This window comes from Rhodobacter maris, from assembly GCF_900217815.1.
GTDB lineage: Bacteria > Pseudomonadota > Alphaproteobacteria > Rhodobacterales > Rhodobacteraceae > Rhodobacter > Rhodobacter maris.
The window spans coordinates 16,886-40,531 of record NZ_OBMT01000003.1 but is presented as its reverse complement, the minus strand read 5'-3'; the positions used below and the strand labels follow the sequence as shown (position 1 = coordinate 40,531).

Annotated in this window: 25 protein-coding genes; 16 read left to right on the top strand and 9 right to left on the bottom strand. The window is 66.5% G+C overall.

Going from position 1 to position 23,646, the window contains the following annotated elements:
- Positions 1-20 precede the first annotated feature (20 nt).
- Both CRO22_RS06160 and CRO22_RS06155 read right to left on the bottom strand, forming a co-directional pair.
- Positions 21-404 carry a MerR family transcriptional regulator gene (locus tag CRO22_RS06160; protein WP_097069264.1) on the bottom strand — a complete coding sequence of 128 codons (384 nt, stop codon included), beginning with the start codon at positions 402-404 and terminating at the stop codon, positions 21-23.
- A gap of 226 nt (positions 405-630) precedes the next feature.
- Positions 631-999 carry a MerR family transcriptional regulator gene (locus tag CRO22_RS06155; RefSeq protein ID WP_097069263.1) on the bottom strand — a complete coding sequence of 123 codons (369 nt, stop codon included), beginning with the start codon at positions 997-999 and terminating at the stop codon, positions 631-633.
- A 168-nt stretch (positions 1,000-1,167) separates the two neighbouring features.
- On the opposite strand from CRO22_RS06155, the gene CRO22_RS06150 reads away from it, so the two are divergent.
- Genes CRO22_RS06150 through CRO22_RS06140 form a run of 3 tightly spaced genes read left to right on the top strand, consistent with a single transcriptional unit; the run spans position 1,168 to position 3,442 of the window.
- Positions 1,168-1,605, top strand: a complete 438-nt coding sequence (locus CRO22_RS06150; RefSeq protein WP_097069262.1) for a PaaI family thioesterase — start codon at positions 1,168-1,170, stop codon at positions 1,603-1,605.
- Entirely contained in the window at positions 1,602-2,105 is a 504-nt protein-coding gene (locus CRO22_RS06145) for a PaaI family thioesterase (protein ID WP_097069261.1), read from the top strand. Before CRO22_RS06150 ends, CRO22_RS06145 begins: the two co-directional genes overlap by 4 nt.
- 5 nt (positions 2,106-2,110) lie before the next feature.
- Complete coding sequence (locus tag CRO22_RS06140; protein ID WP_097069260.1) at positions 2,111-3,442, top strand: MATE family efflux transporter; 1,332 nt, start codon at positions 2,111-2,113, stop codon at positions 3,440-3,442.
- Between the two features lie 7 nt (positions 3,443-3,449).
- Here the strand turns inward: CRO22_RS06140 and trpS are convergent, their stop codons facing one another.
- Positions 3,450-4,502: a tryptophan--tRNA ligase gene (trpS, locus tag CRO22_RS06135; protein WP_097069259.1), complete on the bottom strand. Its 1,053-nt coding sequence runs from the start codon at positions 4,500-4,502 to the stop codon at positions 3,450-3,452.
- Between the two features lie 85 nt (positions 4,503-4,587).
- Here trpS and CRO22_RS06130 point away from each other — a divergent pair, with 85 nt between their 5' ends.
- Positions 4,588-5,271, top strand: coding sequence for a rhomboid family intramembrane serine protease (locus CRO22_RS06130; RefSeq protein WP_097069258.1), 684 nt, complete (start codon positions 4,588-4,590; stop codon positions 5,269-5,271).
- Between the two features lie 3 nt (positions 5,272-5,274).
- Here the strand turns inward: CRO22_RS06130 and murJ are convergent, their stop codons facing one another.
- The 3 genes from murJ to CRO22_RS06115 are packed head-to-tail and all read right to left on the bottom strand — an operon-like array spanning position 5,275 to position 10,794.
- Entirely contained in the window at positions 5,275-6,819 is a 1,545-nt protein-coding gene (murJ, locus tag CRO22_RS06125) for a murein biosynthesis integral membrane protein MurJ (RefSeq protein ID WP_097069257.1), read from the bottom strand.
- Positions 6,816-9,608 carry a [protein-PII] uridylyltransferase gene (locus tag CRO22_RS06120; protein WP_449314195.1) on the bottom strand — a complete coding sequence of 931 codons (2,793 nt, stop codon included), beginning with the start codon at positions 9,606-9,608 and terminating at the stop codon, positions 6,816-6,818. The genes murJ and CRO22_RS06120 overlap by 4 nt, the downstream gene beginning before the upstream one ends.
- A gap of 16 nt (positions 9,609-9,624) precedes the next feature.
- A complete protein-coding gene (locus CRO22_RS06115; protein ID WP_097069255.1) occupies positions 9,625-10,794 on the bottom strand; it encodes a penicillin-binding protein activator in 1,170 nt (389 codons plus the stop codon).
- A 98-nt stretch (positions 10,795-10,892) separates the two neighbouring features.
- Here CRO22_RS06115 and rsmI point away from each other — a divergent pair, with 98 nt between their 5' ends.
- From rsmI to CRO22_RS06095, 4 genes are read left to right on the top strand one after another with little or no spacing between them, the layout of a single operon-like run.
- A complete protein-coding gene (gene rsmI / locus CRO22_RS06110) occupies positions 10,893-11,816 on the top strand; it encodes a 16S rRNA (cytidine(1402)-2'-O)-methyltransferase (RefSeq protein WP_097069254.1) in 924 nt (307 codons plus the stop codon).
- Entirely contained in the window at positions 11,776-12,186 is a 411-nt protein-coding gene (locus tag CRO22_RS06105; protein WP_245860901.1) for a YraN family protein, read from the top strand. The genes rsmI and CRO22_RS06105 overlap by 41 nt, the downstream gene beginning before the upstream one ends.
- A 48-nt stretch (positions 12,187-12,234) precedes the next feature.
- On the top strand, positions 12,235-13,182 hold the full coding sequence (gene gshB / locus CRO22_RS06100) for a glutathione synthase (RefSeq protein ID WP_097069253.1): 948 nt from the start codon (positions 12,235-12,237) through the stop codon (positions 13,180-13,182).
- Positions 13,179-14,078: an alpha/beta hydrolase gene (locus tag CRO22_RS06095; protein WP_097069252.1), complete on the top strand. Its 900-nt coding sequence runs from the start codon at positions 13,179-13,181 to the stop codon at positions 14,076-14,078. The genes gshB and CRO22_RS06095 overlap by 4 nt, the downstream gene beginning before the upstream one ends.
- A 2-nt stretch (positions 14,079-14,080) precedes the next feature.
- On the opposite strand, the gene CRO22_RS06090 is transcribed toward CRO22_RS06095, so the two are convergent.
- The gene (locus CRO22_RS06090; RefSeq protein WP_097069251.1) at positions 14,081-15,595 is read right to left on the bottom strand and encodes a YifB family Mg chelatase-like AAA ATPase; all 1,515 of its coding nucleotides are present in this window, start codon (positions 15,593-15,595) and stop codon (positions 14,081-14,083) included.
- Positions 15,596-15,658: 63 nt separating this feature from the next.
- Positions 15,659-16,351: a glutathione S-transferase gene (locus CRO22_RS06085; RefSeq protein WP_097069559.1), complete on the bottom strand. Its 693-nt coding sequence runs from the start codon at positions 16,349-16,351 to the stop codon at positions 15,659-15,661.
- A 176-nt stretch (positions 16,352-16,527) separates the two neighbouring features.
- Between CRO22_RS06085 and CRO22_RS06080 the strand changes: the two genes are divergently transcribed.
- The 8 genes from CRO22_RS06080 to CRO22_RS06045 are packed head-to-tail and all read left to right on the top strand — an operon-like array spanning position 16,528 to position 22,869.
- A complete protein-coding gene (locus tag CRO22_RS06080) occupies positions 16,528-17,406 on the top strand; it encodes an RNA polymerase factor sigma-32 (RefSeq protein ID WP_097069250.1) in 879 nt (292 codons plus the stop codon).
- Positions 17,403-18,224 (top strand): ChaN family lipoprotein, encoded by an 822-nt coding sequence (locus tag CRO22_RS06075; RefSeq protein WP_097069249.1) that lies wholly within the window; start codon positions 17,403-17,405, stop codon positions 18,222-18,224. The genes CRO22_RS06080 and CRO22_RS06075 overlap by 4 nt, the downstream gene beginning before the upstream one ends.
- Positions 18,225-18,276: 52 nt before the next feature.
- Entirely contained in the window at positions 18,277-19,488 is a 1,212-nt protein-coding gene (gene coaBC, locus CRO22_RS06070; RefSeq protein WP_097069248.1) for a bifunctional phosphopantothenoylcysteine decarboxylase/phosphopantothenate--cysteine ligase CoaBC, read from the top strand.
- The gene (dut, locus tag CRO22_RS06065; protein WP_097069247.1) at positions 19,485-19,952 is read left to right on the top strand and encodes a dUTP diphosphatase; all 468 of its coding nucleotides are present in this window, start codon (positions 19,485-19,487) and stop codon (positions 19,950-19,952) included. The genes coaBC and dut overlap by 4 nt, the downstream gene beginning before the upstream one ends.
- Before the next feature lie 3 nt (positions 19,953-19,955).
- Positions 19,956-20,201: a hypothetical protein gene (locus tag CRO22_RS06060; RefSeq protein WP_097069246.1), complete on the top strand. Its 246-nt coding sequence runs from the start codon at positions 19,956-19,958 to the stop codon at positions 20,199-20,201.
- Positions 20,202-20,210: 9 nt separating this feature from the next.
- A complete protein-coding gene (locus tag CRO22_RS06055) occupies positions 20,211-21,251 on the top strand; it encodes a HesA/MoeB/ThiF family protein (RefSeq protein WP_097069245.1) in 1,041 nt (346 codons plus the stop codon).
- A 59-nt stretch (positions 21,252-21,310) separates the two neighbouring features.
- Positions 21,311-22,087: a transporter substrate-binding domain-containing protein gene (locus CRO22_RS06050; RefSeq protein ID WP_097069244.1), complete on the top strand. Its 777-nt coding sequence runs from the start codon at positions 21,311-21,313 to the stop codon at positions 22,085-22,087.
- The gene (locus CRO22_RS06045) at positions 22,084-22,869 is read left to right on the top strand and encodes an amino acid ABC transporter permease (RefSeq protein WP_097069243.1); all 786 of its coding nucleotides are present in this window, start codon (positions 22,084-22,086) and stop codon (positions 22,867-22,869) included. Before CRO22_RS06050 ends, CRO22_RS06045 begins: the two co-directional genes overlap by 4 nt.
- Positions 22,870-22,877: 8 nt before the next feature.
- Here the strand turns inward: CRO22_RS06045 and CRO22_RS06040 are convergent, their stop codons facing one another.
- Positions 22,878-23,543, bottom strand: coding sequence for a Hint domain-containing protein (locus CRO22_RS06040; protein WP_176518564.1), 666 nt, complete (start codon positions 23,541-23,543; stop codon positions 22,878-22,880).
- Positions 23,544-23,646 lie beyond the last annotated feature (103 nt).

Sequence of the window (23,646 nt, the reverse complement as noted above, 5' to 3'; positions counted from 1 at the left end):
GTCTGCCAGCCCGGGACCGCTCAGCCGGCCTCCCCGGCCAGTTTCGCGTCGCCCCAGGCAATCTGTGCCGCCAGCTCCTCGATCGCCTGATCGAGCTCATCGCGCTGGCGCACCATTGCGTCATGCCGCAGACGCGCCAGTTTGAGCGTCTCGGCCAGTTGCGTGCGCTGCTGGTCCCCCATGTCATAGAGGTCCAGCAGCTGGCGAATGTCTTCGAGGCTGAAGCCGAAACGCTTGCCGCGCAAAATCAGTTTCAACCGCGCCCGGTCGCGCCGGGTGAAAAGCCGTTTCTGCCCTTCGCGCAGCGGAAACAGCAGTTCCTTCGCCTCGTAGAACCGCAAGGTGCGCGGCGTCACATCGAACGCGTCGCACATCTCGCGGATCGTCATCAGATCGTCACTCATCGTGCCGCCTTTCGGTTGCCTTTGCGTAACGCAAGCCGGCAGAATGAATCTCCGCCCTTACATTACCGTTTAAGTTGACGTTCGCGTCACTGTAACGTGGCGTCACGGTGGCGCTGACGTGATGTCAGTCCGAAGCACCTGAAATTCCGGGCCGATCCCGGCGGGCATCAGCAACGGGAACGGCACGGCAAGCGCCGGATTTCGGGCGTCGTTGCGACGATTCGGCTTAATCTGCGAGAGTCTTCGCCACGTCATCGCGCAGCGCCCGCAGATCGGCTATCGCCCCCTGCAATTCGTCGAGTTGCCCGGTCAGAACATCCAGCTGGCGATCTGCCAGCGCGATCCAGGCGCGGTTTTGCGCCTCGGTGCCCTGATGATCGTAGATCAGGAGCCATTGGCGCAGTTCCTCGAGCGAGAAACCGAACCGCCGCCCCCGCAGGATCAGCGTCATCCGTGCCACTTCGCGCGGGCCATAAAACCGGGCCCGCCCTTCTTTCTGCGGCGAGAGCAACTCGATATACTCGTAATAGCGCAAGGTGCGCGGCGTCACGTCGAAGCGCGCGCACATTTCCTTGAAGCTCAGCACATCGGCCATGATCTCCCCCTCCCCCGGGCGATCCCGCACGTCCCTGCCCACACGTGCTGATGGCGGAAGCTAGCGCGGCGAACCGTGCGGTTCAACTCCCCTTGAGGCTTGCCGATGCCTCAACGCCGCTTGCGCTCCTCTGGTCCGCAGGGCATTTTTGCAAAAACGGAGGGCGCGATGGACGACGAGAGGCTGAAACGGGCGCGACAGTTCATCGAGGCGATCCCGCATGCGCAGGCGCTTGAGATGCGCTTTGAGGCGCTGGGAGAGGGTACGGCAGAGCTCTCCATGCCGTGGCGCGCCGAACTCGTGGGCGATCCGCGCAGCGGCGTCATTCATGGCGGCGCGGTCTCGGCCTTGATGGACACCTGCTGCGGCGCGGCGGTGATGAGCCACCCGGAAGCGCCCGCGGGCACCGCCACGCTCGATCTGCGCATCGATTACATGCGCGCCGCCACGCCGCGCCAACGTCTCACCGCCAAGGCGGAGGTCTATCACATCACCCGCACCGTGGCCTTTTTGCGCGCAAGCGCCCATGACGAGGACGTGAGCCGGCCCGTCGCCACCGCCACCGGCGCCTTCACCATCGAACGCCCGAAAGGCGGTGCGCAATGAGCCGCCCCAAGCCCGAGCCCGTGCAAGTGGTCAAGCAACGTCGCGATGCGGCGCTGAATGCGCTCGTTTCCGGCGTGCCCTATATCCGCTTTCTGGGTATCACCTTCGACCGGCGCGGCGACGAGTTGACGGCGGTTCTCAACTATGACGACAAACTGATCGGCAACCCGATGCTGCCCGCGCTGCATGGCGGGGTGACCGCGGCTTTCCTTGAGGTGGCGGCGATCATCGAGCTGGGCTGGGCGGCGCTCTGGGAAGATGTCGAGGCCGGGCGGATCGATCTTTCCGCGCCCGAGCCCTTCCTGCCACGTCTGCCGAAAACCATTGATTTCACGGTTGATTATCTGCGTTCCGGCCTGCCGCGCGATGCCTATGCCCGCGCCCGCGTGAACCGCTCCGGGCGGCGCTATGCCTCGGTGCATGTCGAGGCCTGGCAAGACAATCGCGCCCGCCTCTTTGCGCAGGCAACCGGGCATTTCCTGATGCCGGATCAGGACTAAGCACCTTGGGCAGCGCAGATATCAGCCATCGCCGCGTGCTGGCGATTGCCGCCCCGATCGTGATCTCGAATGCCACCGTGCCGCTTCTGGGCGCCGTCGACACCGGCGTCGTTGGCCAGATCGGCGCAGCCGCCCCCATTGGCGCGGTGGGGATCGGCGCGGTGATTCTCGCCTCGGTCTACTGGATCTTTGGCTTCTTGCGCATGGGCACAACAGGGCTCGTTGCGCAGGCCAAGGGCGGCGGCGACAGTCTTGAGGTCGCGGCAGGGCTGATGCGCGCGCTGATCATCGCCCTTGGCGCTGGGCTCACGTTGATCGCATTGCAAGTGCCGCTCGTCTGGGCCGCCTTCCAGATCGCGCCCGCCTCGGCCGAGGTGGAAAGTCTCGCGCGTCAATACCTTGCCGTTCGGATCTGGGGCGCCCCGGCGACGATCTCGCTTTACGCCTTCACCGGCTGGCTGATCGCGGTGGAGCGCACCCGCGCGGTGCTGGTGCTGCAAGTGGTGATGAACGGACTCAATGTCGGGCTCGACCTGCTGTTCGTGCTGGGCCTTGGCTGGGGCGTTGCGGGGGTGGCGGCCGCAACGCTCATCTCCGAATGGTCCGGGGTGGCGCTCGCCCTCTGGCTCGCGCGCGACGCCTTCCGCGCCGGGTTGAGCCGGGCCGCCCTCCTTGCCGGGGCAGCGCTGCGGCAGATGGCGCGGGTCAACACCGACATCATGATCCGCTCGGTGATCTTGCAAGGCAGCTTCACCGCCTTCCTGTTCCTTGGCGCCGGGCAAGGCGATGTGAAACTTGCTGCCAATCAGGTGCTGTTGCAGTTTTTGCAAATCACCGCCTATGCGCTCGATGGCTTCGCCTTCGCCGCAGAGAGCCTCGTCGGTCAGGCCGTCGGCGCGCGCAACCCGGCGCGCCTGCGCCGCGCCGCGATCGTCTCCTCGCAATGGGGCGTGGGCGGCGCACTCGGGCTCAGTATTGCCTTTGCGCTTTTTGGCGGCGCGATCATTGATCTGATGACAACCGCGCCTGAAGTGCGCGAAGGCGCGCGCCACTATCTGCCATGGCTCGTGGCGGCGCCGCTGATCGGCATTGCCTCATGGATGCTCGACGGCATCTTCATCGGCGCCACGCTGACGCGCGAGATGCGCAATGCGATGATCGTCTCCGTCGCGGTCTATGCGCTCGCCCTCTTCGCGCTTCTGCCTGCCCTCGGCAATCACGGGCTCTGGGCGGCGCTGATGGTGCTGAACCTGACGCGAGCACTCAGCATGGCACGGCTTTACCCCCGCGCCGAGGCAAAGGCAGCGCCGGCGCAGGGGGGCGCTGCCCCGCTCTGAGCTTCGCTCAACGCGAACGGATCATCCCCATGATCTCGAGCGTCTGCGCGAGGATCGGTTGGGCGATCTCGTCGGCTTTCGCCGCCCCCGCGCCAAGGATCCTGTCGATCTCGGCGGGATCGTTCATCAGCCGGCTCATCTCGGTCGAGATCGGCTCAAGCTTCGAGACGGCCAGATCCGCGAGCGCCGGTTTGAACGTGCCAAAGCCCTGCCCGCCATATTGGCCCAGCACTTCGGCGGGCGTCATATCGGCGAGCGCGGCATAGATGTTGACAAGGTTGCGCGCCTCGGCGCGGCCTTCGAGCCCCTCAAGGCTCTCGGGCAGCGGCTCGGGGTCCGTCACCGCCTTGCGGAACTTCTTGGCGATCGTGTCGGCATCGTCGGTGAGGTTGATCCGGCTCGCGTCCGAAGGGTCGGATTTCGACATCTTCTTCGAGCCGTCGCGCAGGCTCATCACCCGCGTGGCCGCGCCCTCGATCAAGGGCAGCGGCGCGGGGAAGAACTCTACCCCGTAATCATGATTGAACTTCGCCGCGATGTCGCGGGTCAGCTCCACATGCTGCTTTTGATCCTCGCCCACCGGCACCATCGTCGCGTGATAGACCAGAATGTCCGCCGCCATCAGCGAAGGATAGGCAAAGAGCCCGAGCGATTGCTTTTCGGCATTCTTGCCCGCCTTGTCCTTCCACTGCGTCATGCGGTTCATCCAGCCCATCCGCGCGACACAGTTGAGAGCCCAGCCCAGCTCGGCATGGGCCGAAACCTGGGACTGGTTGAAGAGAATCGAACGCTCCGGGTCGATCCCCGAGGCGATGAAGGCGGCGGCCGCTTCGCGGGTCTGCTTTTTCAGCGCCACCGGATCCTGCCAGACCGTGATCGCATGCAGATCGACGAGGCAATAGATCGTCTCGATCCCCTCGTCCTGCTTTTGTGCAAACCGCCTGAGCGCCCCCAGATAATTGCCCAGCGTCAGGTTGCCCGAGGGCTGGATGCCGGAAAAGATACGCGGTTTGAAACGCGCGTTGATTTCTTCGGGAGTTTCTAGGGGTTTGTCAGACATGATCAGGCTCCGGGCTGGAAATACGGACGTTCTGCGCTTATCGCTATTGGGCGCGCGGCGCAATGTGCGCCCGAGGGGAGAGACAATGCATCACGGCTACAACGAACATCCGGTGAACCCGCTGCCCACCGTGGTCTGGGTCCTGGTGGCACCGATCATCGTCACCGAAATCATTTTCGCGCTCGCCAATACCGGGCTCATTCCGGGCATGTGGAGCGGCGAGCGCCTGATGATGCTCGGCCAGCTCGGCTTCGACCCGATCGGCTTCCGCCACATGCTCGCGGTGCAAGACTGGTCGATCCGCCCCATCGTGACGCTGCTCAGCTATGCCTTCGTGCATCTGAGCCTGACGCATGCCGCCTTTGTCGTCGTCTTCACGCTGGCGCTTGGCAAATTCGTGGGCGAGGTCTTCGCAGGCTGGGCGGTCGCGGCGGTGTTCCTGAGCGCCTCGATCCTCGGCGCGCTCGTCTATGCGCTGATGCCCTTCACGCAGGTGACGCTGGTGGGCGGCTATCCGGGCGCCTATGGGCTCATCGGCGCCTTCACCTGGCTTTTGTGGATGCGGCTTGGCCCGGGTGACCCGAACCGGATCCGCGCCTTCTCGATGATCGGCATGCTGGCCGGGCTGCAGCTCGTGTTCGGGGCGCTTTTCGGCGCGAGCCCGGACTGGATCGCGCAATTCTCGGGCTTTGCGGTGGGCTTCCTGATGAGCTTCCTCGTGGCTCCGGGAGGCTGGCGGCACCTTCTGCGCAAACTGCGCAAGCGCTGAGCCTCAACCCCGGCGCCGACGCAGCATGGTCTTGAGTTCGCCCAGCCCATAAGTGCCCAGCATCGCGCCGAGCGCAAAGTAAAGCGCGATGCCCGACCCGCAGAGCAGCCCCAGCGCGGCCCAGCGCGCGCCGCGGGCCGCGAGCATCGGCGCAAGGCATTCGGCAGTGACCCAGAGCTGCGCCCCCATCAGGGCTGAAACCAGCGCAATCCGCCAGAGCCTGCGCCAGAACCGTCGATCTGGGCGCGCGGCATCGCCCATGCCGCGGGCGCCCCACCAGAGCTGCCCCACCATCACCCAGCTTGAGACAGTGGTGGCCAGCGCCGCCGCCATGAAGCCCAGAACCGGCATCATGCCCACGGCAAAACCCGCATTCACCACCATCGAGACAAGCGCATAGTGGAACGGCCGCCGGGTATCTTCCCGCGCATAATAGAGGGGTTGCAGCACCTTTTGCAGGACGAAGGCGGGCAGGCCGAGACCATAGGCGGCCAGCGCAAGGGCGGTCGCACTTGTATCCTCCGGCCGCCAGGCGCCCCGGTCATAAAGCACCGAGATGAGCGGGGTGGAAATCACCACCAGCGCCACTGCGGCGGGCAGGGTGAGGAAGAGGGCCATCTCTGCCCCCCGCGAGAAGCTGTCGCGCGCCAGATCGTCTTCGCCCGCGCGCAGATGCCGCGAGAGCACTGGAAGCAGCACCGTTCCGATCGCGATGCCCACAACGCCAAGCGGCAGCTGGTAGAGCCGGTCGGCATAGGCGAGCCAGGACACCGCGCCCACCGTGCCCGAAGCGACCTGCGAGCCCACAAGCAGGTTGATCTGCACCACCCCGCCCGTAAGCAGGGCAGGCCCGGCAAGCACAAGGAGGCGACGAAAATCGGGGGTGAGGCGCGGCAGGCACAGCCGCGGCACGAAGCCAAGCCGGCGCGCGGCGTAAAGCGTCCAGCCAAGCTGCGCGATGCCGGTGATCGGCACGGTCCAGGCGAGCGTCTGCCCCATCTCCCAGCCCATCTGCCGCGCGAGCAGCATCGCCGCGATGAAGACAAGGTTCATCAGCACCGGCACGAAGCCGCTTTCGGCAAAGCGGCCATGGGCGTTGAGCAGCCCCGAGAGCATCGCGAAAAGCGAGATGAAGCCGATGTAGCAAAAGGTGATGCGGCCGAAATCCACCGCCATGTCGAAACGCGCATCGCCCGCAAAGCCCGAGGCCAGCGCCCAGACCAGCCAGGGCATCGCCAAGGTGCCGATCACGACAAAGAGCGTCAGGAAGCTCGCGAGACCCCAGAACGCATTCTGCGCGAAAGCATCCGCATCTTCGCCGCTCTCGAGCTTCTTGGCATAGATCGGCACGAAGGCAAGGTTGAAGGCGCCTTCCGCAAACAGCCTGCGGAACATGTTGGGAAGCTTGAAGGCGATGTTGAAGGCGTCGGCAACCGGGCCCGCGCCGAGGTACGCCGCCATCAGCACATCGCGGGCAAAGCCGGCCAGCCGCGAGACGAGCGTCCAGCTTCCCAGCGTCGCGACGCTGCGCAGCAATCGTCCGCTCATGCCTGTGCCGCCCGTTCGGCGCCGCGCGCGATCGCATCGCGCAACCGCTTGTCGAGCGCTTCCTGACGCGCGCGCGAATAGAGCTTCAGCCCGAACATGTCCTTGACATAGAAGGTGTCGACCACCTGCGCGCCATAGGTCGCAATCACCGCCGAGGCGATATAGATATTGGCCGAGGCGAGCGCGCGGGTGAGGTCATAAAGCAGGCCCGGCCGGTCGCGGGTGTCCACCTCGATGATCGTGTAGATATCCGAGCCATCGTTGTCGATCGTGACATGGGTGGGGAAGCGGAATTCACGCTCGCGCTTCTTGACCTTGTCGCGGTCCTTGAGCGCGTCGCGCGCCACCACCTCGCCCTTGAGCGTCTTGTCGATCATCTGCCGCAGCCGCGGCAGGCGCGCAAGCTCATAGGGATGGCCCTCGGCATCCTGCAGCCAGAACACCGCAGTGGCGAAACCGTCTTTCGACGTATAGGTGCGCGCATCGACGACATTGGCCCCAACCAGCGCCAGCGCACCGGCCAGCCGCGAGAAGATCCCGGGGTGATCCACGAGCGCAAAGGCGGCGCGGGTCGCGTCGTGATCGGGGTCCGGGTGCAGGTCGATGCGGATCTCGCCATTGTCGAGCCCGCGCAGAAGCTGCGCCAGATCGGCGTGGGTCGCGGTGCTCAGCCCCTGCCAATAGGCCGGGTAATGGCGCGCCAGCTCGGTGCGCAGATCCTTCGGCTCCCAGCCCGCCAGCGCCTCGCGCAGCGCCTTTTTTGCCTCGTCGCTGCGCTGCTCGCGGTTGACCGCCTCCAGCCCGTGCTGCATCGCCCGCGCGGTGTCGGAATAGAGCCGCCGCAAAAGCGTGGCTTTCCAGTTGTTCCACACGTTCGGGCCGACGCCGCGGATGTCGCAGACGGTGAGCAATGTGAGCAGGTCGAGCCGCTTGCGGGTCTTCACCTGTTTGGCGAAATCGCGGATCGTGCGCGGATCCGAGAGGTCACGCTTCTGCGCCACATCGGACATCAGCAGGTGATTGCGGATCAGCCATTCCACCGTTTCGCATTCCTCGTGGTTGAGCCCGAGCCGCGGCGCCACCTTGCGCGCGATCTGCGCGCCGAGGATGGAATGATCCTCCGGCCGCCCCTTGCCGATGTCATGCAGAAGAAGCGCCACATAGAGCACGCGCCGGTTCACACCGTCGTTGAGAATATGGGTGGAGAGCGGCAGATCATCGGCGAGTTCACCGCGCTCGATCTGCGCGAGCGTCGAGATCACCTGGATCGTGTGTTCGTCCACCGTATAGCTGTGATACATGTTGAACTGCATCATCGCCACGATCGGCTCGAACTCGGGGATGTAGGCTGCCAGCACGCCCAGCTCGTTCATCCGCCGAAGCGCACGTTCGGGATTGCCGTGCTTGCACAAAAGATCAAGGAAGATCCGCGCCGCCTCCTTGTCCTCGCGCAACCGGTCATCGATGCGCCGGAGATTCGCCGCGATGAGCCGCATCGCCGCCGGATGGATCAGCATGCCCGTGCGCAAGGCTTCCTCGAAGATACGCAGGAAGTTCAGCGGATCGTCGAGGAAGGCCTTTTCGTCGGCCACGTTGATCCGGCCGATGTCATCCACGAAGGGCGCCATCAGCGGTTTGCGGCGCCGGAACAGACGCTTGAGCACCGGCGCGGGCTTGGCATGCTGCGCTTCGAGCACAGTCAAAAAGATCCGCGTCACCTCCCCCACCTGGGTGGCGTGGCGGAAGTAATCCTGCATGAACACCTCGACCGCGCGGCGCCCGGCCAGGTCGGCGTAGCCCATGCGGCGCGCCACCTCGACCTGGGCGTCGAACGAGAGCTGGTCGGCCGCGCGTCCGGCGATCAGGTGCAGATGGCAGCGCACCGCCCAGAGGAAATTCTCCGCCGCGACAAATTCGGCATATTCACTCGCATTGAAGACGCCCAGCCCGACGAGATCGGCAGTGTCGTTCACGCCGTGGATGTATTTGGCGATCCAGTAGAGTGTCTGCAGATCGCGCAGGCCGCCCTTGCCCTCCTTGACGTTCGGCTCGAGCACGTAGCGCTGCCCGCCCTGACGGCGGTGACGCTCGGCGCGCTCGGCGAGCTTCGCCTCGATGAACTCGGGCCCGGTCGATTTGAAGAGGTCGTTGCGCAGCCGCTGGTCGAGTGTTTCGGCCAAAGCGGCATCGCCACCGATCGGGCGGTTTTCCAAAAGCGCGGTTCGGATCGTGATATCCTCGCGCCCGAGCCGGAGGCAATCGTCGATAGTGCGCGAGGCATGGCCCACCTTCAGCTTCAGGTCCCACAGCATGTAGAGCATGCTCTCGATCACGCTCTCCGCCCAGGGCGTCATCTTGTAGGGCGTGAGGAACAGAAGATCGACATCCGAGAAGGGCGCCATCTCGGCGCGGCCATAGCCCCCCACCGCAAGCAGCGAGATCTTCTCGGCCGCGGTCGGCGCCTGCAGCGGATGCAGCCGCGTCAACACTACATGCAGCACCCCTTTCACCAGCCCGTCGGTCAATGCCGCATAGGCCTGCACGGTGGCGCCCGCATCGCGCGGATGGCGCGTGAAATCGGCAACAATCCAGGGCAGCGCCGCCTCGCGTTCGGCCTGCAGGAACTGCACCGTCTGGGTGCGCAGCCCGCGGGCGTCTGGGGCATCGAGCGCGGCGTCAAGCGCCGCAAACAGGGCTTCAGGCCTCAAAAGCAGGGGCGCCCCGGCATCGGCCGGGGCGGGAGAGGGGGTGTCTGTCACGTCAGTTCCATCCGTTTGGCCTTGCGGCACGGGTTCGGGCGGGGGCTCAGAGGCCCGGACCGCCAAAGGAGCGCGGCGCGGCGTCGATCACCTTGACCTGTCCGTCGCGGATCTCGGCCACGGCAAGGCCGCGTTCATTGGTGCCGTCCGGACGCAGCCGGAAGATGCCGTTCACGCCAACGAAGCCCGAGGGCTGGGTGAGCGCATCGCGCGAAAGCGCATCGGCACGCCCTGCCTTCACCAGCGCGCCGATTGCCGCGATGCCGTCATAGGCGAGCCCGGCAATCGGATGCGGCGCGGCGCCATAGGCGGTGAAATAGCGCTGCTTGAAGCGTTCGTTCAGGCTCGGATCGGGCAGCGCGAACCAGCCGCCCTGCAGCCCCGGCAGCGCCATCGCCGCCGGCGGCGTATCCCACCGGGTGAGGCCGATGAATTTCGTCACTGCGGGGTCCACGCCCTGCTCGGGCAGCATCTGGGCCAAAAGCGGCAGCGCGCCCCCCGCATCCGAGGTCAGGAACAGCGCATCGACACCGCCACCATTCACCCGGCTCGCGATCTGCGGCACCGCATTCACCACATCGGTCTGCGAATAGGGGAAGCTCACGTCGCCCACGATCTCGCCGCCAAATCGCACCACCGCCGATTTGATCGCCGCCGCGCCAACCTGCCCCGCCAGATTCTGCTCGCTCACGACAAGCACCCGCCGCTTGCCCTGCGCCACGGCGAAACTCGCCATCCGGTTGGCGGTATTGGGGAAGGTGGGGCCAAGCACGAAAAGGTTGCCGCCTGCAATGTCGGTATTGTTGGAGAAGGCAAGCACATTCACGCCGCGGCTCGCCACCGCCACTGCCGCGGCATTGGCCGAGCCCGAATAGACCGGACCGAGGATGATCTTCGCGCCCTCGTCCACCGCTTTCGTCGCCATGCTGGCGGCGAGTTCGGGGCTTGAGCCGGTGTTGTAGACGCGCAGGTCGATCTTGACGCCATTGAGATCGGAGATCGCAAGCTGCGCGGCCTGCCGCAACGAGGTGGCGAGCAACTCGTCATTCGTTTCGCCCGAGCCCGAGGGCACCAGCAGCGCCACCGGCACCGCCGCCCCGGCAGTGACGTTTCCGCCCCCGCTGCCCATCGGCTGACAGGCGGCGAGCCAGAGCGTCGTCATCAGGATGAAGAGCCGCAGCAAGGGGTTGCGGGGGCTGCGCAAAGTGGCGAACATGAACGGACCTCCGGTTCGGACGGGGGAAAAGATTTTGGGCGAGCCTATGCGTTTCGTCTGATGAAGTAAACTTGGCACAAAGGCGGGACGCCAGAGCGATGACAACGGACGAGCGGGCGGAAGAGGCGGGTGGCGAAGATCTGCCGGGCGAGCGGGAGCGTTTTGGCGCCGCACCGCGCAAGCCCGCGCCGGGGCTGCATTTTCTGGCCACACCGATCGGCACCGCACGCGACATCACGCTGCGCGCGCTCGACACGCTTCGGATGGCCGATGTGCTCGCCGCCGAGGATACCCGAACGCTGCGGCATCTGATGGAGATCCACGGCATCGCGCTCGCGGGCCGCCCGCTTGTCGCCTATCACGACCACAATGGCGAACAGGCGCGCCCTAAACTTCTGGCCGCGCTCGCCGAGGGCAAGGTCGTCGCCTATGCCTCCGAGGCCGGCACGCCGCTCGTTGCCGACCCGGGCTTTCAGCTCGGCCGGGCCGCAATTGCCGCCGGATACCCTGTGTTCGCGGCTCCCGGCCCCTCGGCAGTACTGGCCGCGCTCACCGTCTCGGGCCTGCCCTCGGACCGGTTTCTGTTCGCCGGATTCGCGCCAAACACGCAAAGCGCGCGCCGCAAATGGCTGCGCGAAATGGCGGATCTGCCCGCCACCGTGATCCTTTACGAATCCCCCAAACGGATCGGGGCGATGCTCGAAGATCTCGCCACCGAATTCGGCGCCGACCGCGCCGCGGTGCTCTGCCGCGAATTGACGAAACGCTTCGAGGAAGTCCGCCGCGGCACCGTCGCCGAACTGATCGCGAGCCTCGCCGCGGCGCCGGTCAAGGGCGAGATCGTGGTGCTGGTGGACCGCCCGCACGGGCCGCGGGCCGGCGCGGAGGATATCGAGGCCGCGCTGAAGGAACGGCTCGATCACATGAGCGTGAAGGATGCCGCCGCAGAGGTCGCCGAGGCGCTCGGGCTGAAGCGGCGCGATGTCTATCAACGTGCGCTGGCGCTCGCCCGCGATGGATGAGTCGCGCAAGCATCGGGGCGCGATGGCGCATCACGCCGGCGCCTCCGCGGAGGCGCAGATCGAGGCGCACTATCATGCCGAGGGTTTTTCCACACGCGCGCGGCGCTGGCGCGGGCGCCACGGCGGCGAGATCGACCTGATCTTGTGCCGCGGCCCGCTTCTCGTCTTCGTGGAAGTGAAGCGTGCCGCCACCCATGCGGGAGCCGCCGAACACCTCCGCCCGGCGCAACTGCGCCGCATCGCAACCTCTGCCGCGGAGTTCCTCGCCCTTGACCCGGAGCGCACCGATGCCGATATCCGGTTCGATCTCGCGCTTCTCGATGCGCAGGGAGAGGTCGAAATCATTCAGAACGCCCATATGTTTGACTGAACCGGGCGGCGTTCGCCCGCGATGCAAAGGGTAACAGAAGGGGGCGTCATGGCCTTGAAAGTCGCGCTGCAAATGGATCCGGTCGGCTCGATCAATATCGACGGCGACAGCACCTACCGGATCGGGCTGGAGGCGCAGGAACGGGGCCACAGCCTGTTTTACTACACGCCCGACAAGCTCTTTTACCGCGAGGGCCGGGTGCTGGCGCGCGGCTGGCCGCTCGAGCTGCGCCGCGAGAGGGGCAATCATTTCACGCTCGGCGCCGAGACCGAGGTGGACCTCTCCAGCTTCGACGTGATCTGGCTGCGGCAGGATCCGCCCTTCGACATGGGCTACATCACCACCACGCATCTGCTTGAGCGCATCCACCCCAAGACGCTCGTCGTCAATGACCCGTTCTGGGTGCGCAACTTCCCCGAGAAGCTTCTTGTGCTCGACTTTCCGGATCTCACACCGCCCACGCTCGTCGCGCGCGATCTGCAGGTGATCCGCGATTTCAAGGCGGCGCATGGTGATGTGATCCTCAAACCCCTTTACGGCAATGGCGGCGCGGGGGTGTTCCGGCTCGATCAAAACGACCGCAACCTCGCCTCGCTGCACGAGCTCTTCACCGGCATCAACCGCGAGCCGCTGATCGTGCAGAAATACCTCCCCGCCGTGACCAGGGGCGACAAGCGGATCATCCTGGTGGATGGCGAGCCCGTGGGGGCGATCAACCGCGTTCCGGCCGCCGGCGAAACGCGCTCGAACATGCATGTGGGCGGGCGCCCCGAGCCGACGCAATTGACCCAGCGCGAGCGCGAGATCTGTGCCGCCATCGGGCCGACCCTGCGCGAGAAGGGCCAGATTTTCGTGGGCATCGACGTGATCGGCGACTGGCTCACCGAGATCAACGTCACCTCTCCCACCGGTATTCAAGAGCTGGAGCGCTTCGACGGCACCAATACCGCCAAACGGATCTGGGAAGTGATCGAAGCGAAAAGGGGGGCGACATGAGCCTGCAACTGCAGCTTCTGAACCTTGCCATGCGGCTCACCGCGAAACCCTATCTGGCGCGCGTCTCCGAGCCTGCAAAGCTTCGCGCCGACATGGAATTCTGGTCCGGGCTGATCTGGCGCGCGGCGCCTTCCACGGTGAGCCTGCCGGTCACGCTGGGCGGGCGGCCGGCGCTTTCGATCCGCTCGGGCAAGGGGCGCAGCAATCGGGTGATCGTGCATTTCCATGGCGGCGCCTTCATCGCTGGTAGCCCGCACACGCATCGCCCGATGCTCTCGCGCCTTGCCCGCCTTGCCGGGGTGGAAGTGATCGCCCCCGATTACCGGCTGGCGCCCGAACACCCCTTTCCCGCCGCGCTGGAAGATGCGCAGGCAGTTCTTGACGATCTCGCCGCCAAGGGCTTTGCGCCCGAAGAGATCGTGCTCTCGGGCGACAGCGCCGGGGCGGGGCTTGCGCTTGCGCTGCTTTCGAAGCTTTGCGCGCGCGGCACGCCGCCTGCAGGCCTCATCGCCATGTCGCCCTGGACGGACCTCACCGGCGGCGCGCCCTCGCTTGTGCTTTTGGAAGATGCCGATCCGATGCTGGTCGCGGGCCGGATGGAGGAGGTGGCGGGCTATTACTTGCAGGGCCATGCCGCCGACGACCCCGGCGCCTCGCCGCTTTTTGCCGATTATCCGAACTGCCCGCCGGTGCTTTTGCAGACCTCCGAGCGCGATATCCTGCGTGACGATGCTTTGCGCCTTGAAGACCGGCTGCGCACGGCCGGGGTCGATGTCACGCTGCAGCTCTGGCCCGAGGCGCCCCATGTCTGGCAGATGTTCGACGGCTGGGTGCCCGAGGCGCGTGCGGCGCTCTGCGATGCCGCTGATTTCGCGCGCCGGGTGCTGAAGATCTGATCTCAGCGCGCCTGCGCGAAACTGAGCCGGTAGCTCACCGCCTCGGCCAGATGCGGCGCCCGCACCGCCGCCGCGCCCTCAAGATCGGCAATCGTGCGCGCGGTGCGCAACACGCGGTGATAGCCGCGCGCGGTGAGCCCGAAGCGCTCGGACACCTTGCCCAGAAGCTCGCGTCCCTCGGCATCGAGCGGCGCGATTTCCTCAAGCACCGCGCCTTCGGCCTCGGCATTGACGCGCAGATGCGGATGCGCGTCGAAGCGGCGCATCTGCACTGCCCGCGCCGCCGCCACGCGCCCGGCCACCACGACAGAACTGTCGCCTGCTACAGGCAGATCGAGCGCGCGCCAGTCGACGCCGGGCACTTCGATGCGCAGATCGAACCGGTCCATCAACGGTCCCGAGATCCGGCCCAGATAATCTTCGCCACATTGCGGCACGCGGGCACAGGCCCGTGACGCATCGCCCAGATAGCCGCAACGGCAGGGATTTGCCGCGGCAATGAGCAAAAACCGGCAGGGGTAGCGCACATGCGCATTGGCGCGGGCCACCACAACTTCTCCGGTCTCGATCGGCTGGCGCAGGGTTTCCAGCACCGCGCGCGGAAATTCCGGAAACTCATCCATGAAGAGCACGCCGTTATGCGCAAGGCTCACCTCGCCCGGCCGCGCCGCACGCCCGCCCCCGATCATCGCCGCCATCGAGGCGGTGTGATGCGGCGCGCGGAACGGACGGGTGCGCGAAATGCCGCCCTCGCTCAACAGCCCCGAGAGTGAATGCACCATCGAGGTCTCCAATGCCTCGACCGGCGAGAGCGGCGGCAAGATCCCCGGCAGCCGCGCCGCGAGCATCGACTTGCCCGAACCGGGCGGACCGACCATGAACAGATGATGCCGCCCCGCCGCGGCGATCTCGAGCGCGCGCTTGGCGCGCTCCTGCCCTTTCACGTCGCGCAGATCCTTGGGCGAAGGGTCCGCCAGCACCTCGCCGGGCTCGGCGGGCGCCAGCGGTTGCTGCCCGCTCAGATGGCGCAACGCCTCAGTCAGCGTTGCGGGCGCAAAGACCGGCGCCGCCCCGACCCAAGCCGCCTCCGCCCCGCAACTCGCCGGGCAGATCAGCGCCTTTTCCGCCTCTGCCGCCGCCATCGCCGCAGGCAGCGCACCAAGCACCGGCACCAGCCGCCCGTCGAGGGCAAGTTCGCCAATGGCGACCAGCCCCTCCACCTCTTCGCGCGGCACAATCTCGATAGCAGCCAAAAGTGCCAACGCGATCGGCAAGTCGAAATGCGAGCCCTCTTTCGGCAGATCGGCGGGCGAGAGGTTGATGGTGATGCGCCGCAGCGGCAGCGCGATGGAAAGCGCGGCCAGCGCCGCACGCACCCGCTCTTTCGCCTCGCTCACCGCCTTGTCAGGGAGCCCCACGAGGGTGAAGGCGGGCATGCCGGTGGCGAGCGCGCATTGCACCTCGACAAGCCGCGCCTCGACGCCCTCAAAGGCCACCGTATAGGTGCGCGCAACCATCCTCTCCCCCTCGTTACACCACGAGCATGGGGGCGGAAGGCGCAATGGATCAAGGATTTTCGCTTACGCGAGCGGATCGGGCCAGGGCCGGATCGGCCAGTCGCGCTTGTAGAAGGGCTGATCGGGGCCCTCTTCGGCGCCCTCGGCCCGCCAGGCCCGAAAATCGGTATCCGCAAGCCAGGTGTTCACATAGGCCTGCGCCGAAGCCCCCACGGGCAGGTTATAGCCCGCGATCCGCGCCGCAACGGGCGCAAAGAAGATATCAGCCACCGAGCAGCGCGCGCCAAAAAGCCAAGGCCCTTCTGCGCCAAACTCGGCTTGCGCCATCGCCCAAAGCGCCTCGATCCGGGCGAGATCATCCAGCACCGCCTCGGGTGGCGTGCATTCCTCGTAACTCACGCGCAGGTTCATCGGGCAATGCGTGCGCAGCGCACCAAAGCCCGCATGCATCTCCGAGGCAAGCCAGCGCGCCACGGCGCGGGCCTCAGGGTCTGCAGGCCAGAGGCCGGCTTCGGGATGCCGTTCGGCGAGCGTTTCGGCAATCGCGAGGGTCTCGCCGATCACCAGCCCCGAGGGGAGCCGGAGCGCCGGGACGAGACGTGCGGGGGCGAATGCATCGAGAAGCCGGGTGAAATCGTCGCAATAAAGGCGGCCGGAGCGCGTGGTGACAGCGATTCCCCCCTTTGCGAAGAGAAGCCATCCTCTGAGCGACCAACTCGAATAGGATCGGTCGCCAATTGCCAGCTCATACCCCATGCACACCTCCATTGCGGCGGAATCTTAAGGGAATTCCGGGGTCTTACAATGGCGAATTCCGCACAGTGATTTTTTTGTGATGCACAGTGCAACCAAAAGACATTCCAGATCGTTTCTGTCAGAGTGGTTGCATTCAGCAGGCCAACAGCGGGTTGGGAGACCCGAGGAGACTGGACATGGCACTCGATGGAATGACCGACGACACATTGGCGCGGCAAGCGATGCGCGCCGAATACCTCGATGCAGAGACGGAAGCGGATCTCGCACGCGCTTGGCGCGACCGGCGCGACGAAGCCGCCCTGCACCGGCTGGTGAGCGCCTATATGCGGCTCGCCGTGGCAATGGCGGCCAAGTTCCGCCGCTACGGCGCGCCGATGAACGACCTCATTCAGGAAGCCTCCCTCGGGCTGATGAAGGCGGCCGACAAATTCGACCCCGACCGCGGCGTGCGCTTCTCGACCTATGCGGTGTGGTGGATCAAGGCCTCGATCCAGGAATTCGTGATGCGCAACTGGTCGATGGTACGCACCGGCTCCACCTCCTCGCAAAAGGCGCTGTTCTTCAACTTGCGCCGCGTGCAGGCGCAGATCCTGCGCGAAGCGGCCGCCGAAGGCATCGCGCTTGATGGCACGCAACTGCGTGAACGCGTGGCGGTGACGATCGGCGTGCCTCTTGCCGATGTCGAGATGATGGAGGGCCGTCTTTCGGGCTCAGATTTCTCGCTCAACGCGCCGCAAAGCTCCGACGAAGAGGGCCGCGAATGGGTCGATGCGCTCGAAGACGAGGGCGCGGGCCCGGAGCTGCGGGTGAGCGAGGCGCATGACGGGCAACGGATGCGCGACTGGCTCGGCGAGGCGATGGACAATCTCTCGGGGCGCGAGCGCTATATCGTGATCCAGCGGCGGCTTATCGACGAGCCGCGCACGCTCGAGAGCCTCGGCGCCGAACTCGGCCTCTCGAAAGAGCGGATCCGCCAGCTAGAGGCGCAGGCTTTTGGCAAGATGCGTAAAAGCCTCGAGACGCATGGCCCCGAAGTGGCGACCCTGCTGCAATGAGGTTTGCTCCCCTGCTGGCGCTGGCTTGTCTCGCCTGTCCTGCCGCGGCCGAAGAGATTTCGGCCGCGGACTTGCCTCACCGTGTCTTGGCTGAAGCGCCGCAAGTGCTGGTGCTGGGCGAAATCCACGACAACCCCGGCCATCACCAAAATCAGGCCGCCGCCGTTGCCGCACTGGCGCCAAAAGCGCTCGTGTTCGAGATGCTTTCTCCCGAACAGGCGGCAAAGGTGACACCGGAGTTGATTGCCCAACCCGCCAAGCTTGGCGAAGTGCTGGGATGGGAGGCCGCCGGTTGGCCCGATTTCGCGCTCTACGCGCCGATCTTTGCGGCGGCGCCCGAGGCAAAGATCTACGGGGCGGCGCTGCCGCGGGCGCAGGTCCGCCGCGCGTTCACGGAGCCGCTTGGGGCGCTTTTGCCCGAGGGCGCGCGTTACGGGCTCGACACGCCCTACCCTGCGGACGTGCAAACGGAACTTGAGGCCGAAACGCAGGCGGATCACTGCGATGCGCTCCCCCCCGAGATGCTGCCCGGCATGGTCGCGGCACAGCGGCTGCGTGATGCAGCCTTTGCGCAGACAACACTTGCCGCGCTCGCGCAAACCGGTGGCCCCGTCGCGCTGATCACGGGCTCCGGCCATGCCCGCACCGACCGCGCCGTGCCCGCGTTGATTGCGCGCGCCGATCCGGCGGTGCGGCTGCTCACGCTCGGCCAGCTTGAACGGCCGGCAGAGGGCAAGATCGACCCTGATCAACCCTTCGACATCTGGATCGTCACCGATCCCACGCCCCGCGAAGACCCCTGCGCCGCCTTCCGCTAGCTTGCGCCGGGGCCTTTGGCGCCCTACAGCTTGGGCAGGAACGGAGGCGCCCATGTTGCACGGCAAACGTATTCTGCTGATCATCGGCGGCGGTATCGCGGCGGTGAAATGCCCCGAACTGATCCGCGCGCTTCGCGCCGAGGGCGCGGCGGTGACGCCGGTCCTCACGCAGGCGGGCGAGCACTTCGTCACCCCCACCGCGATCTCGGCGCTTGCGGGCGAGGCCGCCCATACCGCACTGTTCGACCTCACCCGCGAGGCAGAAATCGGTCACATTCAGCTCAGCCGCGCCGCCGATCTGGTGGTGGTGGCGCCCGCAACCGCGGATTTGATGGCAAAGATGGCGGCGGGCCTCGCGGGCGATCTGGCCGCGACCTTGATTTTGGCCACCGACAAGCGGGTGCTGATCGCGCCCTCGATGAATGTGCGGATGTGGCACCACCCGGCGACGCAGCGCAACCTTGCGCAACTGAAAGCCGACGGCATCCTGACAGTGGGCCCGAATGCGGGCGACATGGCCTGCGGCGAGCACGGGCTGGGGCGGATGGCCGAGCCTGCCGAAATTCTCGCCGCGATCCGCGCCGCGCTGGCCGGGGGGCCGCTTTCGGGGCGGCATGTGATCGTCACCTCCGGGCCGACACATGAGCCGATCGACCCGGTGCGCTATATCGCCAACCGCTCCTCGGGGGCGCAGGGCACGGCGCTGGCCGCGGCGCTCCGCGATCTGGGCGCGCGGGTGAGCTTTGTCACCGGCCCGGCCAGCGTACCGCCGCCCACGGGCGTCGAGGTGATCCGGGTCGAGACCGCGCGCGAGATGCTTGCCGCTGTCGAGGCGGCGCTGCCCGCCGATGTGGCGCTGTTTGCGGCTGCGGTGGCGGATTGGCGCGTCGCCAATGCCGCGGGGCAAAAGATGAAGAAAGACGGCTCCGGGCAGGCGCCTGCGCTCGCCTTTACTGAGAACCCGGATATTCTCGCGACCGTCGCGCAGATGGGGCAAGGCCGCCCGCCGCTCGTGATCGGCTTTGCCGCCGAGACAGAGACGGTCGAGGCGCATGCCGTGGCCAAGCGCGCCCGCAAGCGCTGCGACTGGATCGTGGCGAATGACGTGAGCCCGGAAAGTGGCGTGATGGGCGGCCCGGAAAATGCCGTGACGATCATTGATGCGATGGGAACCGAGCACTGGCCGCGGATGCCGAAAGCCGAGGTGGCTGAACGGCTCGCCGCCCGCATCGCCAAAACGCTTGCAACGCTGGAGACGCCATGACCCCCGAGATCAAGGTTTTGCGCGAGGACTGGGCCGACCCGGAGGTGGCGCTTCCCGCCTATGAAACGCCCGGCGCCGCAGGGGCGGACTTGCGCGCGAACCTGCCGCCCGAGAGCCGCGACGCCGGGCTGACGCTTGCACCGATGGCGCGCGCGATCGTGCCAACGGGGCTCAGGGTGGAGATCCCCGCAGGCTTCGAGATGCAGATCCGCCCGCGCTCGGGGCTCGCGCTCAAGCATGGACTGAGCCTGCCCAACACGCCGGGCACGATCGACAGCGATTACCGCGGCCCGCTCGGGGTCTTGCTGATCAACTTTGGCGCCGAGCCCTACACGATCCACCACGGCGACCGGATCGCGCAAGCGGTGGTGGCGCCGGTGGTGCAGGCACGCTATAGCCTCGCCGAGACGCTGGGCGAAACCGACAGGGGCACCGGCGGCTTCGGCTCGACGGGAAGGAAGTAGGGTATGCAGGGTTTGTTTGTTCTGGCGATTGTCGCCCTTCTGGGGCGCGCGATGAAGGCGCCGCCGAATGCCATCGCCGCGATCCTCGCGCTGATCTGGGCGGGCTTCACGGCAGGACATCTCTTCTTCAAAAACCCCGATGCGCCGCTGCGCGCCATCTCGGGCGGCTCGCTCACGCTCTGGCTTGCCGTTGGCGCCGCCGGGGCCGTTGGCTTTGCCGTCTGGACGGTCTTGCGGCAGCGGCGCTGACCCACGCCGATGGCCGGGCTGATCCTTCTTGGTCTCGTGGCCCTTCTGGGGCTGGTGCTGAAGGCGCCGCGCCGGATAGTGCTTGCGATGCTGGCCATCCTCTGGGCGGGCTATGTCGCGGCGCATGCGCTTTTTCCCGCGCCCGAGCATCCGCTGCGGCAGATGATCGGCGGCTCGCTCGCGGGCTGGGTCGGGCTTGGCGTCGTGGCCGCGATTGTGCTCGCCTATCGCTGGGGGCTTGCAAAACTGCGCGCGCGCGCCGTTGAGCCCGTACAAACCCCGCAAGGCCCGTTCTCCTCCGCCGAGCTGGAGCGCTACGCCCGCCATATTCTCTTGCGCGAAATCGGCGGGCCGGGGCAAAAACGGCTCAAAGCGGCGCGCGTGCTCGTGGTGGGCGCGGGCGGGCTCGGCTCCCCCGCGCTCCTTTACCTCGCCGCCGCGGGGGTGGGCACGATCGGCGTGATCGACCCGGACCGGGTCTCCGCCTCCAACCTGCAACGGCAGGTGCTCTTTCGCGATGCCGATATTGGCAAGCCCAAGGTCTTTGCCGCGGAGGCGGCGCTGAAGGCGCTCAACCCCTTCATCACGGTTCGCCCCTATGACCGCGCCTTCAGCGCAGAAATCGGCGCGGACCTCGTGGCCGAGTATGACCTCGTGCTCGACGGCTGCGATGATTTCGAGACCCGGCAGGCCGTCAACCGCGCCTGCGTGGCACAGGGCGTGCCGCTTCTTTCCGGCGCCATCACGCAATGGGAGGGGCAGCTCAGCCTCTATCATCCGGCCACGGGCGCGCCCTGCTTGGCCTGTCTCTTTCCCGCCGCCCCCGCACCGGGGCTCGCGCCAAGCTGCGCCGAGGCCGGGGTGGTGGGGGCGCTGCCGGGCATCATCGGCGCGATGATGGCCGCCGAGGCGATCAAGGAAATCACGCAGGCGGGGGCGAGCCTGCGCGGCCAGCTTGTGCTGCAAGATGTGCTCTTTGGCGAAAACCGCCGGGTGAAGGTGCGCCCCGATCCCACCTGCCCGGTCTGTGCCGTCGCGCGCCGGGCCTGACGCTGGACAGAGGCCCCCGGCGCGCATAGCCTCGCCCGAAACCCCAGACGGAGCTTTTGATGCGTCTCCCCCTCCTCGCCGCCGCCCTTCTTGCTGCCGCCCCCGCGCTCGCAGACCTCCCCGATCTGGGCGGGCGCGCCGTCACCGTGGTGACCGAAAACGCCTATCCGCCGCTTCAGTTCATCGACGCCTCAGGTGCGGCGGTGGGCTGGGAATATGACGCGATGACCGCGATCGCAAAGCGCCTCCACCTCACTGTCAGCTATGAGCATTCGAGCTGGGATGCGATGATCCCGGCGGTTTCGGCGGGCCAGTTCGACATCGGCATGACCGGCATCACCATCCGCGACGACCGCAAGGAAGCGGTGGATTTCTCCCGCCCTTACATGCGCTCGGAAATGGTGATGCTGGTGCGCGGCGACGAGAGCCGGTTTTCCGATGCCGCCTCCTTTGCCGCCAACCCCGATCTGCTGATGGCCGCACAGCCCGGCACCACGCCCTTTTACGTCGGCGTTTATGACGTGCTTGATGGCAACGAGGCCAACCCGCGCATCCGCATGTTTGAAACCTTCGGCGCCGGGGTCGCGGCACTGCGCGCGGGCGATGTCGATCTTGTGCTGACCGATGGCACCGCAGGCGAGGGCTATGTGGCCGCCTCCGAGGGCGCGCTGAAGATCGTGGGCGAGAAGCTCGGCACCGAGGATTTCGGCTTCATCTTCCCGAAGGGCTCCGACCTCGTCGCCCCGGTTGATGCCGCGATTGCCGAAATGCAGGCCGATGGCACGCTCGCGGCGCTGACGAAAAAGTGGTTCCTCGATTACAAGCTCGGGGAATGACGCCAAGACCCGAGCGCGATTTTCCGTGGTGGCTGGTGGTGCTGGCACTGGCCGGGGCGGGCTTTGCCATCGCCGTGGCGCGCGACCCGCTGCATGCGAAAATATTCGCCATGCTGGCCAAGGGGATCGGCGTCACCCTTTTTGTCACGCTCGTGGCCTTTGCGGGCGCGCTCGTGGCCGGGCTTGCGCTCGCGCTTGCGGCGCTCTCGCGCGCGCTGGTGCTGCGCCAGCTCGCGCGGCTTTATACCGAGGTGATCCGCGGCGTGCCGATCATCGTGCTCTTGCTCTACGTCGCCTTCGCGCTGGTGCCGCTCGCGATTGCGGGCTGGAACGCGCTTGGCCTGCCCGCGGTCTCGGTGCGCGATGTGCCGCTTCTGGCCCGCGCCATCCTTGCGCTGATCCTCGCTTATTCCGCCTTTCTGGCGGAGGTGTTCCGCGCCGGGCTCTTATCGGTCGATCTCGGGCAGATCGAAGCGGCCAAGGCGCTTGGCCTTTCGCGCCGCCAAAGGTTCCGGCTGATCGTGCTGCCGCAGGCATTGCGCACGATCCTGCCGCCCCTGGGCAATGACTTCGTGGCAATGGTGAAGGACAGCTCGCTTGTTTCCGTGCTCGGCGTTGCCGATGTGACCCAGCTTGGCAAGGTCGCCGCAGCGGGCAACTTCCGCTATTTCGAGACCTATAACCTCGTCGCGCTGATCTATCTCGCGCTGACGGTCACGCTCTCGCTCTTGCTGCGCAAGCTTGAAGCACATCTGCGCCGCAACGGCCCCGGGGCGGGCTGAGCCCCGCCTCAGACCGGCTGCGCCGCCATCAGATGCGCGACGATCTCGCGGGCGGCCTTCATCGGGAGCACGGTATAGCCCGCGGCCTGCTCCAGAAAAGCATCAATCGGCTGGCCATGCACCGCACCGCAATGGATGAGCCCGGTGCCATTGGCATAGAGCACCTCGTCCGTATCGCATTCGAGCACCACCACTTCGGTGCGCTGATGCGGGGTGATCCGGTCGATGCCGCGCCAGCCCTCCAGCGCCGCCGCCGGGATAAGTGCGAAAGGATCACCATAACGGATCTCCGCCAGATCGCTTTCCACAAGCACGCTTTGTTCGGGCAACAGCAGCAGCGGCGCCCCATTTCCCAGCGCCCCGGTGGGGACGGCGAGCGGCATCAGCGGCCGCGGGCAGCCGCTCGGCCCGGCGAAAAGCGGCGCACGCGTGATCCGGCGTACCGGGCGCAGCCCGTGATCGAAGGTCATGACCAGATCGCCCGCAGTGATCGCCTCGACCGGGCGCCAGCCCATGGCTGTGGCGATATGCGTGCCCGCAACGATCCCCTCGGCAAGCCCGTAGGTCGAGATCGTTCCAGATTGCTGCGCGGGCCGGAATGCCGCGAGCGGCAACTGGTCTGCAACTCCTGCGGTCCAGCGCCTGGCCCGTCTGGCGGTCTGATCTCCGAACATGGCGTTTCCTTTCGCTGTGCCGACCGGGGCCGGAGGTTTGCATCTCTCCATTGCGAGGGAGGTCCGGGAAGTTTCCGGGGCAGCTTTGCGGCACGAAAACGGC